The organism is Micromonospora sp. WMMD737 (assembly GCF_049179055.1).
GTDB classification, from domain to species: domain Bacteria; phylum Actinomycetota; class Actinomycetes; order Mycobacteriales; family Micromonosporaceae; genus Micromonospora; species Micromonospora reichwaldensis.
In genome coordinates this window covers 1433948-1450947 of record NZ_JBMHMH010000001.1, presented here as the reverse complement: position 1 = coordinate 1450947, position 17000 = coordinate 1433948, and the positions used below count along the sequence as shown (strand labels likewise).

General features: G+C 74.9%; 14 protein-coding genes. 12 read left to right on the top strand and 2 right to left on the bottom strand.

What is annotated here, in order from left to right:
- Positions 1–130: 130 nt before the first annotated feature.
- From ACN27A_RS05630 to ACN27A_RS05600, 7 genes are all read left to right on the top strand, one after another.
- The gene (locus ACN27A_RS05630; RefSeq protein ID WP_357576235.1) at positions 131–877 is read left to right on the top strand and encodes an ArsR/SmtB family transcription factor; all 747 of its coding nucleotides are present in this window, start codon (positions 131–133) and stop codon (positions 875–877) included.
- A 1135-nt stretch (positions 878–2012) separates the two neighbouring features.
- A complete protein-coding gene (locus ACN27A_RS05625; protein WP_421450210.1) occupies positions 2013–3029 on the top strand; it encodes a cytochrome P450 in 1017 nt (338 codons plus the stop codon).
- Positions 3026–3820 carry an isocitrate lyase/PEP mutase family protein gene (locus ACN27A_RS05620; RefSeq protein ID WP_421450209.1) on the top strand — a complete coding sequence of 265 codons (795 nt, stop codon included), beginning with the start codon at positions 3026–3028 and terminating at the stop codon, positions 3818–3820. Before ACN27A_RS05625 ends, ACN27A_RS05620 begins: the two co-directional genes overlap by 4 nt.
- A 138-nt stretch (positions 3821–3958) precedes the next feature.
- Positions 3959–4921: a DUF5715 family protein gene (locus ACN27A_RS05615; protein ID WP_421450208.1), complete on the top strand. Its 963-nt coding sequence runs from the start codon at positions 3959–3961 to the stop codon at positions 4919–4921.
- Positions 4922–4925: 4 nt separating this feature from the next.
- Positions 4926–6536 (top strand): asparagine synthetase B family protein, encoded by a 1611-nt coding sequence (locus ACN27A_RS05610; protein ID WP_421450207.1) that lies wholly within the window; start codon positions 4926–4928, stop codon positions 6534–6536.
- A 108-nt stretch (positions 6537–6644) separates the two neighbouring features.
- Entirely contained in the window at positions 6645–7577 is a 933-nt protein-coding gene (locus ACN27A_RS05605; RefSeq protein ID WP_421450206.1) for a PfkB family carbohydrate kinase, read from the top strand.
- A gap of 114 nt (positions 7578–7691) precedes the next feature.
- On the top strand, positions 7692–7913 hold the full coding sequence (locus ACN27A_RS05600; RefSeq protein WP_421458375.1) for a DUF2188 domain-containing protein: 222 nt from the start codon (positions 7692–7694) through the stop codon (positions 7911–7913).
- 68 nt (positions 7914–7981) lie between these two features.
- Here ACN27A_RS05600 and ACN27A_RS05595 read toward each other — a convergent pair whose 3' ends face one another.
- Positions 7982–9433: an LVIVD repeat-containing protein gene (locus tag ACN27A_RS05595; protein ID WP_421450205.1), complete on the bottom strand. Its 1452-nt coding sequence runs from the start codon at positions 9431–9433 to the stop codon at positions 7982–7984.
- A 138-nt stretch (positions 9434–9571) separates the two neighbouring features.
- Between ACN27A_RS05595 and ACN27A_RS05590 the strand changes: the two genes are divergently transcribed.
- From ACN27A_RS05590 to ACN27A_RS05570, 5 genes are all read left to right on the top strand, one after another.
- On the top strand, positions 9572–10258 hold the full coding sequence (locus ACN27A_RS05590; RefSeq protein ID WP_421450204.1) for a DUF305 domain-containing protein: 687 nt from the start codon (positions 9572–9574) through the stop codon (positions 10256–10258).
- A gap of 65 nt (positions 10259–10323) precedes the next feature.
- A complete protein-coding gene (locus ACN27A_RS05585; RefSeq protein WP_421450203.1) occupies positions 10324–11568 on the top strand; it encodes a sensor histidine kinase in 1245 nt (414 codons plus the stop codon).
- A complete protein-coding gene (locus ACN27A_RS05580; RefSeq protein WP_421450202.1) occupies positions 11565–12230 on the top strand; it encodes a response regulator in 666 nt (221 codons plus the stop codon). Before ACN27A_RS05585 ends, ACN27A_RS05580 begins: the two co-directional genes overlap by 4 nt.
- A 149-nt stretch (positions 12231–12379) precedes the next feature.
- Positions 12380–13174, top strand: a complete 795-nt coding sequence (locus tag ACN27A_RS05575; RefSeq protein ID WP_421450201.1) for an ABC transporter ATP-binding protein — start codon at positions 12380–12382, stop codon at positions 13172–13174.
- Positions 13171–15654: an ABC transporter permease gene (locus ACN27A_RS05570; protein ID WP_421450200.1), complete on the top strand. Its 2484-nt coding sequence runs from the start codon at positions 13171–13173 to the stop codon at positions 15652–15654. Before ACN27A_RS05575 ends, ACN27A_RS05570 begins: the two co-directional genes overlap by 4 nt.
- A gap of 60 nt (positions 15655–15714) precedes the next feature.
- On the opposite strand, the gene ACN27A_RS05565 is transcribed toward ACN27A_RS05570, so the two are convergent.
- Complete coding sequence (locus ACN27A_RS05565; protein ID WP_421450199.1) at positions 15715–16977, bottom strand: nucleotide sugar dehydrogenase; 1263 nt, start codon at positions 16975–16977, stop codon at positions 15715–15717.
- Positions 16978–17000 lie beyond the last annotated feature (23 nt).

Here is a 17000-nt window from a genome sequence, read left to right as displayed (position 1 = left end):
AGACCTGCCTCGGGTGCGGGAGTTCGATCAGGATCGGTGCGAGTCCGTTTGTACAACGTTGGATACAACGTTGTAAAGGCTCGACGAACGTTCGGCGGGCGCCGAAGGGTGCCCGTGTCAACATGGGGCGGTGACCACCGCCACCACGCGGGGCCGGGCCCTTGCCCGGCTCGCCACCCTGCTCGCCGACGACACCCGGGCCACCATCTGCCTGGCCCTGCTCGACGGCCGGGCGTGGACGGCCGGGGAGTTGGCCCGGCTCGCCGGCGTGGCACCCTCCACGGCCAGTGACCACCTCACTCGCCTGGTCCGGGGCGGCCTGCTGGTCGAGGAGCGGCAGGGCAGGCACCGCTACCTCCGGCTCGCCGGTCCCTCGGTCGCCCAACTCGTCGAGGACCTGGCCGGCCACGCCCCCGGTCGGCCGGAGCCGGCCCGCTCGCTGCGCGCCGCCCGCGCCGGCGCCGCCCTGGCGTACGCCCGCACCTGCTACGACCACCTGGCCGGACGCCTCGGGGTGCTGCTGCGCGACCGGCTGCTGGCGCGCGGGCTGCTCGACGACGCCGGCGGGCTGGCGCTGACCCCGGCCGGGCTGGGCTGGCTGGACGGGTTGGGGGTGCCCCTCGACCCGCTGCGGTCCGCGCGCCGCCCCCTCGTGCGCGACTGCCTGGACTGGACCGAGCGCCGCCCGCACCTGGCCGGTGCGCTCGGCGCGGCGCTGTGCGGCCGGTTCCTCGACGCGGGCTGGCTGGTCCGGGGCGGCGACCGGTCGCTCCGGCTGACCCCGGCCGGCGGCCCGGCGCTCGCTGCCGCGTTCGGCCTCGCCCCGGCCGACCTCGCGCCGGACGCGGCGCCGGACACCGGCGGCGGCCGCGCCTGACTGCCGCGATGGGCCCGAAGCGCGAGCCGCGCGACACGCCTGTTGCCGTCGGTCGGTGCGTCACGTGCGGGGCCTGTTCGGACGGCACGTCGAGGCCGGCCTTCGGGAGACCCGGCAGTCTCGCGCCTCTCGCGCCTCTCGCGCCTCTCGCGCCTCTCGCGCCTCTCGCGCCTCTCGCGCCTCTCGCGCCTCTCGCGCCTCTCGCGCCTCTCGCGCCTCTCGCGCCTCTCGCGCCTCTCGCGCCTCTCGCGCCTCTCGCGCCTCTCGCGCCTCTCGCGCCTCTCGCGCCTCTCGCGCCTCTCGCGCCTCTCGCGCCTCTCGCGCCTCTCGCGCCTCTCGCGCCTCTCGCGCCTCTCGCGCCTCTCGCGCCTCTCGCGCCTCTCGCGCCTCTCGCGCCTCTCGCGCCTCTCGCGCCTCTCGCGCCTCTCGCGCCTCTCGCGCCTCTCGCGCCTCTCGCGCCTCTCGCGCCTCTCGCGCCTCTCGCGCCTCTCGCGCCTCTCGCGCCTCTCGCGCCTCTCGCGCCTCTCGCGCCTCTCGCGTCGCATAACTGACGGTAATGATTGGGGATTGTTGCTGACCGTAGCGGTCGACGCTCCGGCCGCGTGGGTCCGTCGACCCCCTTTGCTCTGCACCCATCGACGCACCATGCCCCTGAGCTGGCCTTTCCTGGCACGTGCGCTCTGGAGATGCACGCCTTCGCTTACATTCCGTAGCTGGTGCGTCCGAGCATGCAAAGCGAAGGGGTCGAGAGCTGCGGCATCCGCCCGGCGCGTCCGGGATCTTGGCACGCAACGGCCGCCCCAGGGGCCCTCCCTTACCAAGATCCCCCGCCTCCCCGGGCAGCCCGGGTCGATCATGCAATTGTGGCGTCCCGATAGGGTGCGATCCGGACACGACGCCCACCATAACTGCATGATCGAAGCCGGCCTGCAGCGCCGAGTATCCGTCGGCAGTGTCAGCCCAGCGCTCCGACGCGGCGGCCGGTGGCGCGGCCGACGCGCCCTGGTGTCCACCGTGCTCGTCTGGTGCGAAGGCGCGGGTTCCGGTCCGCTCGGCCCGCGGGTCGTGGCGCCGCTCGTGCTCGGTGGCGGACATTTCGGGGGCGGCCGAAGTGTCGCGGCCCTACCGTCGCCCGGTGACCGTCGACGACCTCGTGATCGCGCCCGCGCCCGACACCCCACCGTGCGGACCGCCCACCCGTCACCCTGACACCGGTTGGACGGTGACCCGCCACGCCGACGTGCGGGCGGTGCTCGCCGACCCGGCCTGTCAGGTGCCCGTCGCCCCGGGTGGGGCGCCCGGCACGCTGGCCTGGCTGCGCGGCACCGTCAGCCGGTTCAGCGCCCCGCACCGGCACCCGGCCCGCCGGGCCGCCGGGGTCGCCGCGCTGGCCGCGGTCGATCACGACGAACTGCGTGCTGCCGCGGCCCGGCTCACCGGGGAGGTGCTCGACCGTGCCGGCGACCGGCTGGAGGTGATGTCCCGGCTCGCGCGCCACGTACCGCTGCGGGTGCTGGCGGCGTGGCTCGGGCTCGCCGATCCGGTGGCGGCCGTGCCGGCGGTGACCGCCGTGGCGGCGGCCTACCACCCCGGCGCCGACGCGGCGCGGGTCGCCGCAGCCGACCGGGCTGTCTCGGCGCTGCTCGGCATGACGCCGCCGGGCCCGCCCGAGGCGGTGGCGAACCGGATCGGGCTGCTGGTGCAGGCATGCGACGCGACCGCCGGGCTGATCGGCGCCGCGACCGGCCACGGCCTGGCACTGCCCGCGACCGTGTCGACCGGCGACCTGGTCGCCGAGGTGCTCCGGCTCGACCCGCCGGTGCGGGGGACCCGGCGGGTCGCGGTCGCGCCGGCACGGCTGGCCGGCCGCGACCTGGCGGCGGGCGAGGAGGTGCTGCTGCGCTTCGACGCCGCCAACCGGGATCCCGCCGCGCACGCCGACCCGGACCGGTTCACGCCCGGCCGGCCCGGCGCGGCACTGACCTTCGGCGCGGGACCGCGCGGCTGCCCCGGCGAGCGGCACGCCGTGGCCCTGGCCACGGGGGTGGTGCGGGTGCTGCGCCACCGCTGCCGGACCGTGCCCGCCCCGCTGACCCACGAACCACACGCGCTGCTGCGCGTCCCGACGACGATCGACTTGGAGATCCGATGAACGAGCGCTGTGCCGCCTTCCACGCCCTGCACCACGCCGATCGGCCGCTGCTGCTGCCCAACGCCTGGGATTACGCCAGCGCCGCCGCGTTCGTCGCGCGCGGACATGAGGCGGTCGGCACCACGAGCCTCGGCGTCGCGGCGGCCGCGGGCCTGCCGGACGCGGCGGCGGCCACCCGGACCGAGAACGTCCGGCTGGCCCGGGCGTTGCGCAGGCTTCCGGTGCTGCTCAGCGTCGACGTGGAGGCGGGCTGCGACGACGACCCGGCGGCCGTCGCCGACCTGGCGGCCGAACTGGCCGCCCTGGGCGTCGTCGGGATCAACATCGAGGACGGCCGCGCCGACGGCACCCTCGACCCGACGGAGCTGACGGCGGCCAAGGTGGCCGCCGTCAAGGCCGCGGTGCCGGACCTGTTCGTCAACGCCCGCACCGACACGTGGTGGCTCGGCACCCCCGACCCGCTGCCGCAGGCCCTCGCCCGGGCCCGTACCTACGCGGCCGCCGGCGCGGACGGCATCTTCGTGCCCGCGGCGCCGGACGCCGGGACGATCGGCGCGCTCGTCGCCGGCATCGACCTGCCCCTGAATGTGCTGCACCGGCCGGGCGGACCCACCCTCGCCGAACTGGGGGCGCTCGGCGTGGCCCGGGTCAGCACGGGCTCGCTGCTGTTCCGGGCCGCGCTCGGCGCCGCCCTGGACACCCTGGACGCCGTCCGGGCCGGCGGCGGGTCGCACCCGGAACCGCCCTCGTACGCCGAGGTGCAGGGGTTGAGCGCGGCGTCCCGGCCGTAGCGGTTCGTGCCCGGCCGCACCCCATGGCCATTCCATAGGAGTAGATAGGAGGATTGTTCGGACTTCTCCCGTCCGGCCCGATTACGGTGTGTGCAGGGCGATGCACAGTGATGTCGTGACGGGAGAGAGGACCCGACCATGCGAGTGCCCAGCCGAAGCCCGGGACAGCAGCCCGGCTCCTCCGTCACACCCGCTGCCCCGGCCCGGCGGCGCGCGTTCTCCACCCCGGCGCGGCCCGCCGCCGTGCCGGACCTCGACGCCTACCGGGCGGCCGTGGCCGAGCTGCTGGTCGAGGTCGGCGCCCTGGCCGGCGCGTCCTGCACCGCCGCGCGGCAGGTGCTGATCGACGACCGACTGCGCGAGCCCGCGATCGCCGCAGTGCTCGACGCCACCCCGCAGGGGCTCGTCGGCGCCCGCGAGACGCTGCTGCTGGAGATGGCGCGCTACCAGCCCAACGCGCGCAGCTCCGCCGCCGACCTCACCGCGCTGGTCCGGATCTACCTGCTCTCCCGCGTCGACGTGATGTGGTGGCGCGATGCCCCGACCTACCTCACCGACGCCCAGGTCGACGCCAGCCCCGAGCTGGTGGACCTGGAGTGGCTGCGCCGCCGGGACCTGCTGCGCTTCCGCTACACCGAGCAGCCACGGACGTTGCTCCGCCGCGGGCTGCGGGCGGCACGGCGCCGGCTGCGGCCCGACGCCACGCCGCGCACCGCCGGACTGCGGTTCCGGCGGGCCCGCCGCGAGATGGTGGCGCTGCTCAACGACGTCGCCCGGCAGTTCGCCGCCAGCACCCCGCCCGCCACGCCGCCGCTGTGGGTGACCAGCCTGGTCCGCAGCGCCGAGCACCAGCACCGGCTGCGCCGACTCGGGTACGCGGCCATGATGCCCAGCGGGCACTGCCTCGGCTGGGCGGTCGACGTCGAGATGGAGTGGTTCGGTCGCTTCGGCGCGCGGGACACCCTGGCCGAGCTGCTGCTGGCCCGGCAGCGGGCCGGCGAGGTCAACGTGGTCGACGAGGGCCAGGCCTGGCACGTCTGCCTCGCGCCGGCGGCGCGGCGGCGGCTGCGCCGGGCGTACGAAGCCGAGATGGGGGTCTGAGCCGATGTGCGGCATCGCGTTGAGCCTCGGCCCCGAGGCCGATCCGACGATCTTCCGGCGGATGCTCGCCACCCTCGCCCCACGCGGCGAGGTCACCGAGACCCGCTACGAGAACGGCCTGCTCACCGGCACCCGCCGGCTGCCGATCGTGGACCGCGAACGCGCCGTGCAGCCGTGGGCCTCCGCCGACGAGCGGTGGCTGCTCTGCTATAACGGCGAGGTCTTCAACCATCCTGAGCTGCGCGCGGAACTGGTCCGGCTGGGACACCGCTTCCGCGGCACCGGCGACACCGAGGTGGTGCTCGCCGCGTTCCTGCAGTGGGGCGAGGGCATGGTGACCCGGCTGCGCGGCGAGTACGCCTTCGCCGTCGTGGAACGGGCCACCGGCCGGGCCTACCTGGTCCGGGACCCGCTCGGCGTCAAGCCGTTGTACTGGGCCCGGACGCCCGGCTGCCTGCACGTCGCCAGCGAGGTCAAGGCGCTGGTCGGGCACCGCGTGCCGATCGTCGAGGTGCCGCCCGGGCACCACGGCTGGGTCGAGCCCGACGGGCCGGTCCGGCTGCGCGCGTACGTCGACCTGCTCACCCTCGGCGACGGGCTGCCGGTGGTGGACGACCCGGACGAGGCCGCCCTGCTCGTCCGTGCCGCCCTCACCGACAGCATCCGGATGCGGGTGGACACCGACCTCACCGTCGGGGTGGTGCTCTCCGGCGGGCTGGACAGCTCGCTGGCCCTGCTGCACGTGCGCGAGATGCACCCCGACTGCGTCGCCGTCACGGTCGGTGTGCCCGACAGCCCCGACGTCGCGTACGCGCGGCGGCTCGCGAAGGACCTGGGGGTGCCGCACGAGGTGGTCGAGCTGCGCCCGCGCGACATCCGGCTGGCCGACATCCGGGAGGCCATCCGGATGTCCGAGCTGACCGAGTACGGCGACATCATCAACGCGGTGGTCACCGTGCCGCTGTTCCGCCGGCTGCGGGAGCTGGGCGTGAAGGTGGTGCTCACCGGCGACGGCTCCGACGAGCTGTTCGGCGGCTACCCGATGTACCACGAGGTCGGCCCCGAGGCGTCCCGCCGGCTCTTCCTGCACAAGATCCGCAACCTCTGCCGTACGGAGTTGCAGCGCGTCGACCGGGCCAGCATGGGGCACGGGGTGGAGGCCCGCGTGCCGTTTCTCGACCTGAGCCTGGTCGAGCTGGCGATGCGGCTGCCGATCGGGCTGAAGATGCGCGACGGGCAGGAGAAGTGGATCGTCCGCCGGGCCTTCGCCGACCTGCTGCCCGACTACGTCCGGCGCCGGCCGAAGAACCCGATGTCGTACTCCTCGGGGCTGCACGAGCGGGCCCGGCTCTACAAGCCGCTCTTCGCCCGGCTGCACCGCTCGTTCGGCTACCACCTGCTCGAACCGGTGCGCCGCGACTTCGACAGCGTGCTGACCCGGTGCGGCAACGACCTGGACCGGGCCATCGCCGACGGCCGGGCCCGGCCCGACTACACCGTCCTGGAGCACGCCCGCGACCTGGTGGGCGCGGCGAAGTGGAACGCCGCCCCGATGGTGCGCCGGCTGGTCGGGCCGCGCCGCACGCGCGGCGACGAGGCGCCGCTGCCCGGTTGACCGCGCGCCACCCACCCCTCGCGTCGTCGGCCGGGGCGCGCCACGCGACCGGCGACGCCTACCGCCCGGTGCGGATCAACCCGGGCGCCCGCGGGTAGTGGTCCGGGCATGGCGGGACTGGACGTGATGGTGGTCGGGCAGGTGGCGCGGGACCTCGTGCTGCGGGTGGACGAGGTGCCGGAGGCCGGCGGGACCGCACCGGTACGGCGGCGGCGCGAGCTGCTCGGCGGCAAGGGGGCCAACCAGGCCGTCGGGCTGGCGCAGCTCGGCGCCGCCGTCGGCCTGCTCGGGGTGGTCGGCGACGACGAGGTGGGGGAGCGCCTGCTGGCGCTGGCGCGGGCCGACGGCATCGACGTCCAGTGGGTACGGCGCCGGCCCGGCACGCCGACCGCGCTCATCGTCGACGTGGTGGACGCCGACGCCGACTGGCGCTACCTCGAGGACGTTGCCGAGGCCACCCTGCTCACCTGCGACGACGTCGCCGGGGCGGCATCCGCGCTGCGGGCCGCGCGGGCCGTACTGGTGCAGCTCCAGCAGCCGGCGCGGGCCGCCCTGGCCGCGGCCCGGACCGCCCGGGAGGCCGGCCGGCTGGTCGTGCTCGACGGCGCGCCGACCGACGCGGCCGACGCCGACGCGCTGCTCGCCCTCGCCGACGTGCTGCGGGCCGACGCGCAGGAGGTCGAGCTGATCACCGGCCACGCGCCGCGCGACGTCGAGGCGGGGCTCGCCGCCGGGCGTGAGCTGCTGCGCCGCGGCCCGTCGCTGCTGGCCGTCGAGGTGGCCGGGAAGGGCAACGCGTTCGTCTGGCCGGACGGCGAGCTGTTCGTGCCGCTGAGCGAGACGCCCACCGTGGACGACACCGGTGCCGGGGACGCGTTCGTCGCCGCGCTGACCCTCGGCGTGCTGCGCGGCGAGCCCCGGGAGCGGGTCGCCCGGCACGCGGTCGCGGCGGCCGGCGCCACCGTCGGGCACCCGGGCGGCCGGCCCGCGCTGACGCCGGAGGCGATCCGCGCGCAGCTCGACCGGATCCCGGCCACGTAACGGGTGGTCAGCACCCTCCGGGCGGCGGCGACGGACGGTTTGTCCACGGAGGAGGGTTTTCCACCTCCGGGGCCCGGGTATCCCGGTGGCCTGACCGAGAGGCGGGTGACTGACATGAAGCGCAACCAGTACCACGTCGTACCGAACGACGGCGGCTGGAAGGTCGAGCAGGGCAACCAGGTCGTCGGCACGTTCGACACCAAGCAGCTCGCCGTCGAGGCGGGGCGCCGGGCGGCGCACGGCAACGAGCCGAGCCAGCTCGTCGTGCACACGTCCGACGGCAAGATCGAGACGGAGTACACCTACCAGGACGACCCGTTTCCGCCGGCCGGCTGACCGGCGCGTCCACGAGGGACACGAACGGGCCCGACCCCCGTGGGGTCGGGCCCGTCGGCGCGCTGCGACTACCAGCTCAGGTAGCTGGGCTGGGTCTGCACGTTCAGCTCGCGGTAGCGGACGAGGTTCGCCGTCCAGGTCCGCCAGTCGGTCAGCTTGAGGACGTCGAGGCCCTTGGCCATGTCGTTGGAGTAGATGTAGCCGTTGTAGTGGTACGCCGACCAGGAGCCGCCGCCGACGAGCCGGTCGATCGAGATCGGACCCCGCTCCCAGAACGCGATCTCCTGCGGGTCGGCCGAGTCGGTGAAGTCCCAGACGGAGATGCCGCCCTGGTACCACGCCTGGACCATGATGTCGCGCCCGAGCACCGGGATCAGCGAGCCGTTGTGCGCCACGCAGTTCTCGGTGTCGGCGTTCATCCGGGGGATCTTGTAGTAGCTGCGGAAGACCATCGTCCGGGCGTCGCCGCGACCGGTGATGTCGTAGATGGCGTTGGCGCCCCGCTCCGGTCCGACGGCCTCGTTGCAGGTGGCCGCGCTGCCGCCGCCCAGCTCGTCGGTGAAGACCACCTTGGTGCCGGCGTTGTTGAACGTGGCCGAGTGCCAGAACGCGAAGTTGACGGTGTCCCGGACCCGGTTGATCAGCCGGGGGGCCTCCCGGTCCGAGATGTCCATCAGCACGCCGTCGCCCATGCACGCGCCCGCGGCGAGGTTCTTCTCCGGGTACGCCGTGATGTCGTGGCAGCCGGTGGTCGCCGAACCGCCGGGCCGGCCCTCGTAGCCGCCGTCCGGGAAGAGGTTCGGGGTGGCCACCACCGCCGCGTCCGTGGGCGACTTCACCGGCACCTTCACGATCGAGATGGAGTCGTGCGGGGGCTGGCAGTCGGGGAACTCCGCCCGCGGGCTGTAGGAGGAGACGTACAGGTAGACGGCCTTGCGGTCCTTGCCCGGCACCAGCGTGTGGGTGTGCGACCCGCAGGCCGTCTCCACCGCCTTGACGTAGCGGGGGTTGGCCTTGTCGCTGATGTCGAAGACCTTGATGCCCTCCCAGGACGCCTTCTCCGTCGCCGGCGCGCTGGTGCTGTTGCAGGAGTCGTCGCTGCGGGAGGAGTCGGTGGAGAGGAACAGCAGGTCACCGTGGACGGAGATGTCGTTCTGCGATCCGGGGCAGTAGACCTGCGACACCACCGTCGGCGCGGTCGGCCGGGAGATGTCGTAGACGACGAAGCCGTTGTAGTTGCCGGCGAAGGCGTAGCGGCCCTGGAAGGCGAGGTCGCTGTTGGTGGCGTTCAGCGGAGCCTGCTTCGGCAGGTTGGCGACCTGCCGGAGGTTGGGGCTGCTGACGATCTCGTCGACGCCCGGGATGGTGTTGGTGGTGTCCGCCGTGCCCGAGGGGGCGGACTGTGCCGCCACGCCGGCAGTTCCCGGCGTGGCGGTGGCGACGCTGGCGAGGAGTAGACCGGCCGCGGCCAGGCTCACGGTGGTGAGCCGCCTGGCCCGCAAGGTGCGGAAACTGGTCATCGGCGACGTCCTTCGCAAGGGGATGACGATGGTGCACACCTTACAACCCAAAGAGTTCCATCGATGTGATGTGAGTCACATCTTAGCCCGTTCATCGATGGATAGCATCGCCATGACCTCTACCGGGGGGAGTGGCCCATGACCAACCCGCGCGCGCGGATCCTCGCCGTCGTCACAGCCGCGTGTCTGCTGACGGTGGCGGTCGTCCTCCTGTCCCGTTCCGCCGGCGGCCCGACCGCGGTGCCGGCGGGACAGGCCGCCGCCCCGACGTCCGCCCCGGCCGGTCCGAGCCGACCCGCGGTGATCGTTCCCGGTCGGCCCGGCGAGACCGCCGCGGTCCGGCCCGCCGAGGAGCTGCCCGACGCGACCGCGGCCCGGCACAACTCGATGGACGTCTGGTTCGTCCGGATGATGATCCCGCACCACGCCCAGGCGCTGGAGATGGCGGAGATGGCCGGTGACCGCGCCGGCAACCCGGCCCTGCGCGCCCTCGCCGAGCGGATCCGGGCCAGCCAGGGCCCCGAGATCGGCCTGATGCGGGGCTGGCTACAGGCGCGCGGGCTCTCCACCGAGGTGGCCGGGCACGACCACGACGGCATGCGGGGCATGCAGACGCCCGAGGCCATCCGGCAGCTCGCGGCCGCGCGGGGCGCCGAGTTCGACCGGCTCTTCGTGCGGATGATGACGGAGCACCACCAGGGCGCGGTCCAGATGGCCACGGACCTGCTCAAGGTCGGCGCCGACCTCACCCTGGCGGAGTTCGCCAACTCCGTCGCCACCGAGCAGACCGTCGAGATCGACCGGATGCGCGAACTGCTGGCCTGACCCGGTCGGGCGGCCGGCCCGGCCTCGGGGCGGAGTGACCCCCTGACCTGCGGCACGTACGCTGGGTGACCGTGAACCGCGCGATCCTCGGCCGCCCCCTGCGCGGCGTCGCCTTCGACGCCTTCGTCTCCGCCACGGTGGCGCTCCTCGGCCTCGCCGGCATGGCGAACCAGCCCGGCGGTGGCAGGGCCACCCTGGTCGGAGCCGCGATGGCGGTGGCGCTGCTGTTCCGCCGGGTCCACCCGTCGGCGGTCGCCGCCGTGGTGGCCGCCCTCGCGATGGTGCAGGTCGTCGCCGGGTGGGGGCCGCTGCCCTTCGACATCGCGGTGCTGATCGCCCTCTACAGCGTCGTCAAGTACGCCGACCGGCTCCGCGACGGGGTCCTCGCCGGGATCGGCGCCGCCGTCGGGGTGGTGCTCGCCGGCCTCCAGACCTCGGGAGCCATCGCCTGGTGGGCGGCGGCCATCTACTACGGGCTGGTCACCGGGGCGGTCTGGCTGGTCGGGCTGAACGTGCGCACCCGCCGGCTCTACGTGTTCAGCCTGGAGGAGCGGGCCGCCACCCTGGAGCGGGAACGCGAGGCGGAGGCGCGCGCCGCGGTCGCGGAGGAACGCACCCGCATCGCCCGGGAACTGCACGACGTGGTGGCGCACAGCATGGCGGTGATGATCGTGCAGGCCGACGGGGCGCGGTTCACGCTCGACCGGGACCCGGAGACCGCCCGCCAGGCGGTGAAGGTGGTCGCCGACACCGGCCGGCAGGCGCTGGAGGAGATGCGCCGGCTGGTCGGCGTACTGCGGGAGCCCGACGCGCCGGACGCGCAGGCCGGGCCCGGCGCGGCGGGTGCGCCCGGCGACGCCGGGACGACCGCCGACCCGGCGCACCGCCGGTTGGCGCTGGCGGAACTGCCCGCCCTGCTCGACCGGTTCCGCGCCGCCGGCCTCCGAACCCGGCACGCGGTCACCGGGGAACCGGCGCCGATGCCGCCCGGGCTGGAACTGACCGTCTACCGGGTGGTACAGGAGGGACTGACCAACGCCCTGAAGCACGCCGGGGTCGGCGCCGACGTCGAGGTCACCGTCGCGCACGCCGGCGACGCCGTGGTGGTCCGGGTGGTCGACGACGGGCGCGGCGCGCCGCCGGTCAGTCCCGCGCCGTCCGGCGGGCACGGCCTGGTGGGCATGCGCGAGCGGGTCGGCGTGTACGACGGCAGCCTCACCGCGGGCCCCCGGCTCGCCGGGGGCTGGCAGGTCGAGGCGCGGCTACCGCTACCGTCGACGTCCCCGACGACGGAGGTGACGGCGGCATGACGGTCCGCGTGGTGATCGTGGACGACCAGGCCCTGGTCCGCGCCGGCTTCCGGATGGTGCTGGGCTCCCAGCCGGACCTGGAGGTCGTCGGCGAGGCGATCGACGGGGCCGACGCCCTGCGGCTGCTGGCCCGCGTGGAGGCCGACGTCGTGGTGATGGACGTCCGGATGCCGACCATGGACGGGGTGGAGGCGACCCGCCGGATCTGCCAGGAGCGTCCCGCCGGAGGGCCGCGGGTGCTGGTGCTCACCACCTTCGACACCGAGGCCGACGCCTTCGCCGCGCTCCAGGCGGGCGCCAGCGGCTTCCTGCTCAAGAACGTCCCGCCCGAGGAGCTGCTGGCGGCCATCCGGGTGGTTGCCCGGGGCGACTCGGTGGTCGCCCCGTCCATCACCCGGCGGCTGCTCGACCGGTTCGCCGGCCGGCTCGGCCCCGGGCCCGCCGAGGACCCCCGGATCGACCAGCTCACCGAACGCGAGCGGGAGATCCTCCTGCTGGTGGCGCAGGGCCTCTCCAACGCGGAGATCGCCGCCCGGGTGCACGTCGCCGAGGCCACCGTGAAGACGCACGTCGGGCGGATCCTCGCCAAGCTCCAGCTTCGCGACCGGGTGCAGGCCGTGGTGCTGGCGTACGAGACGGGGCTGGTCACCCCCGGCGGCTGAGCCGGCCTACGACCCAGGTCGTACGGGCCCACCCCGTCAGGGGCTCCCCAGGTCGCAGCGGGATCACCACGCGCGGGTGGACGCGGCCGGACCGGCGGCGCCCATAGCGTCGGAGACGTCCCAGCCACGATCTCCACGGGGAGCTCCACGTGTCCGTCGCACCTCCCGCGCACGCCACCGCCGGCGTCGCGGTCACCGCCCGCGGCCTGTCCAAGCGGTACGGCGCCGGCCCGGCCGCCGTCGTCGCCCTCGACGGTGTCGACGTCGAGTTCGCCGCCGGCCGGTTCACCGCCATCATGGGCCCCTCCGGCTCCGGCAAGTCCACCCTCATGCACTGCCTCGCCGGCCTGGACCGGCCCACCTCCGGCAGCGTGCGCATCGGCGACGCCGACCTCGCCGGCCTTGACGACAAGCGGCTCACCCTGCTGCGCCGCGACCGGGTCGGCTTCGTGTTCCAGAAGTTCAACCTGCTGCCGGCGCTGACCGCCGAGGAGAACATCGTGCTGCCCCTGGCGATCGCCGGCCGGCGGCCGGAGCGGGCCTGGCTGCGCCAGGTCGTCGCCGCGGTAGGGCTCGCCGACCGACTGCGCCACCGTCCCGCCGAGCTCTCCGGCGGCCAGCAGCAGCGGGTGGCGGTCGCCCGCGCCCTGATCACCAAGCCGTGGGTGATCTTCGCCGACGAGCCGACCGGCAACCTGGACTCCCACTCCGGCGCCGAGGTGCTGCGCCTGCTCCGCGAGGCCGTCGACACCCTCGGCCAGACGGTGATCATGGTGACCCACGACCCGTCGGCCGCCGGGCACGCCGACCGGGTGGTCTTCCTCGCCGACGGGCGGCCGGTGCGCGACCTCACCGCGCCGACCGCCGAGCGCGTGCTCGACGCGCTCGCCGGCCTCGACCCGGCGCGCGTGCCGGCCGCCGGCCGCGAGGCGGTGACCCGGTGATCAGGACGACCCTGCGCCAGCTCCGCGCCGAGGCACTGCGCCTGATGCTCTCCTCGCTGGCCATCGTGCTCGGCGTCGCGTTCATCGCCGGCACGCTGATCTTCGTCGACGGGATGCGCACCGGCGCGTACGAGCGGGCCGGGGCGTTCGACAGGCACACCGACCTCGCCGTCCACTCCACCACCGACGACCCGTTGCCGGTCGCGCTGGTCGAGAAGGTGCGCTCCGTCGACGGGGTCGCCGCCGCCGAGGGGGAACTGCTCGGCTCCGGCGGCGTCGTCGGCGCCGACGGCCGCCCCGTGCTCGGCTACGCCGTCCTCGCCGCCATCCCCGTCGACGAGGCGCTGCGCTCGTACGACGTGGTGGCCGGCCGGCTGCCCGACCGCCCCGGCGAGGTGGTGCTGGACGCCGCGACCGCCGAGGAGGAGGGCTTCGCCCTCGGCGCGCCCGTACGCGTCGGCGGCGGCGGGGGAGCGGCCCGCCCGTACACGCTGGTCGGCACGGTCGACGTGGCCGGCACCGCCCGCGACGTCGGCGGTCCGTTCATCGGCCTGGTCGGCGCGGACGCCCTCGCGGTGACCGGCCAACGCGGCTACGACCGGATCATGGTGGCCGCCCGGCCGGGCACGGCCGACGAGGCGCTGGCCGGACGGGCCGCCGAGGCCGTCGGAGCCGGCGCGACCGTCAAGACCCGGCAGCGGATCCTCGACGACGCCGTGACCGACGCGGTCCGCGACCTCCAGCAGTTCAACATGGCGCTGCTGACCTTCGCCGGGGTCGCGGTCGTGGTCGCCGGCTTCGTCATCGCCAACACCTTCGCGATCGTGCTGGCGCAGCGGACCCGGCGGACCGCGCTGCTGCGGCTGGTCGGCGCGACCCGGGGCCAGCTGTTCCGCGCCGCGCTGCTGGAGGCCGCGCTGCTCGGGCTGGTCGCCTCCGCGGCCGGCGTGCTGATCGGCGTGGCCCTGGCCGGCGGCATGAACCAGGTGATGGCGCGCCTCGACGCGCCGGCCCCCGGCGGGCTCACGGTCACCGCCTCGACCGTGCTGGTCAGCCTGCTCCTCGGCACGGCGATCACGATGGGCGCCGCCCTGCTGCCCGCGTGGCGGGGCACCCGGATCGCCCCGGTCGCCGCGCTCACCGACGCGGCGGTCCAGCCCGCCCGGGGCGCCGGCCGGCTCCGGCTGACCGTCGGGGCGCTGGTCTTCGCCGCCGGGATCGCCGCGCTGGTCGGCGCCGCGTACGCCGTCCAGGTGGTGCTCGTGGCCGCCGGTGGCGTGCTCACCTTCTTCGGCATCGTGCTCTTCGGCCCGGTGCTCGTGCCGGCGCTGGTCCGGGTGCTGGGGTGGCCGGCCCGCCGGCTGTTCGGCGCCACCGCCGGCCTGGCCGTGGCGAACGCCGTACGCAATCCGCGCCGGATCGCCGCGACCGCCACGGCCCTGGTGATCGGGATCGGTCTGGTGTCGGCCTTCGTGGTCGGCGCCCGCAGCACCAAGGACGGCATCGAGCGCAGCGTGGACGCCGAGATCGGGGTCGACTGGCTGGTCACCGGGATCGGCGGGAGCCTGCCGGCGCCACTCGTGGCCGAGCTGCGCGCCCGGCCCGAACTGGCGGTGGTGCACGAGCGGCGTGGCGCCGTCGCCGCCGGCGTGCAGATCCAGGCCGCGCACCCCGCCCTGGTGGCCCGGACGCTGACGGGCGTCGTGGCGGGGGACGTCGACCGGTTGGGGCCCGGGTGGGTGCTGGTGCACCGGGAGCTGGCCGAGGCCCGGGGCTGGACGACCGGCTCCACCGTCACCGTGCGCGGCCGGTCGTTGCGGGTGGCCGCGGTCGTCACCGCCGACGGACCGGCACTCGCCGGCAGCCCCGTCCCCGACGGTCACGTGATCGACGTGGTGGACGCCGACTTCGCCGCGCTCTTCCCCGACGAGCGGGGCTTCCTGGCCGAGATCGAGCCCGCCGACGGGGTCTCCGGCGATCAGGCGCGGGCCGCCGTCGAGGCGGTGGTCGCCCGGTATCCGACGGCCAACCTGATGGACCAGGGCGCGTACAAGAAGATGCTCACGGCCACGGTCGACATGCTGCTCGCCCTCGTCACCGCGCTGCTGGGCCTGGCCGTGGTGATCGCGCTGGTCGGGGTCGCCAACACGCTGAGCCTGTCGGTGGTGGAACGGACCCGGGAGAACGCCGTGCTGCGGGCGGTCGGCCTGACCCGGGGACGGATGCGCGCCATGCTGGCCGTCGAGGCGGTGCTGACGGCGCTGGTCGGCGCGCTGCTCGGGGTGGGCCTCGGCACCGGCGTCAGCGCCGCCGCGATGGCCCTGCTGGCCCGGATCAGCGGCGACTTCGCGGTGGTGCTGCCGGTGGGGCAGCTCGGTCTGATCCTCGGGGTCGCGGTGCTGGCCGCCCTGGTCGCCTCGGTGCTGCCGGCGCGCCGGGCGCTGTCCCGGCCGGTGGTCGAGGCGCTCGGCGACCAGTGACAGCCGCCGGCCGGTCCCGTCGCCCCGTCCGGGTGCCGGGACCGGCCAGCGGTGCCGGGCCTACAGGCGTTCCACCACCGGGCCGGCACACCGGTTGCGGGTGTCGAAGACGTACCGGGCGTGCCGGGTCACCAGGTCGTAGTCGAAGTCGTCGTGGTCGGTGACCACCACCACCGCGTCCGCCGCGCGCACCTCCCGCTCGGTCAGCTCCACCACGAGCACGCCGCCCGGGATCTGGTGCGGCTCCGCGTACGGCTCCACCGCCCGGACGTCCGCGCCCAGGGCCTGCAGGCGCTGGGCCACGTCGACGGCGGGGGAGTCCCGCATGTCACCGGTGTTCTTCTTGTACGCCAGCCCGAGCAGCAGCAGCCGGGCCCCGCTGACGGCGCGACCGGCCCGGTTCAGCCCGTTCATGATCCGTCGGGCCACGTGCTCGGGCATCTCGTGGTTGACGTCGTTGGCCAGCTCGATGAACCGGAACTGCCGCCCGAGGCGCCGCTTGACCTGCCAGGACAGGTAGCACGGGTCGATCGGCAGGCAGTGCCCGCCGACCCCCGGGCCAGGCCGGAACGGCATGAAGCCGAACGGCTTGCTCTCCGCCGCCTCGATCGCCTGCCAGACGTCGATGTCGAGGTGGTGGGAGAGCATCGTCAGCTCGTTGATGAGGGCGATGTTCACCTGGCGGAACGTGTTCTCGATCAGCTTGGTCAGCTCCGCCACCCGGGTGGAGTCCACCGGCACGGTCCGTTCCACGAGCCGGCGGTAGAACCCGTCCACCCGGGCGAGGGCGACCGCGTCCATCCCGGAGACCACCTTCGGGGTGTTCTCCAGGCGCCAGGTCGGGTTGCCCGGGTCGATCCGCTCGGGGCTGTAGCCCAGGTGGAAGTCGCCCGGGCTGAGCAGCCCGCTGGCCGACTCCAGCAGGGGGCGCAGCAGCTCCTCCGTGGTGCCGGGATAGGTGGTGGACTCCAGGATCACCGTGCAGCCCGGCCGCACGTACGGGCCGATGCCGCGGCCGGCCTGCTCCACGAAGCTGAGGTCGGGCGTGCCGTCGCGCAGCGGCGTGGGCACCGTGATCACGCAGATGTCGAAGCCCTCCGCGTCGGTGTACGCCGTGCTCGGCCGGTACCGGCCGCTGCCCAGCGCGCGGCCGAGCCGGTCGGCGGGGATGTCCTCGACGAACGACTCGCCCGACGCGAGCCGCTTGACCCGGTCGGAGTCGACGTCGAGGCCGACCACGTCCAGGCCGACCTCGACGGCTCGCATGGCCAGCGGTAGGCCGACGTATCCCTGGCCGATGACGACCAACTTCTCAACGCTCACCCGGGCTCCTGAGGCAGAGGGCG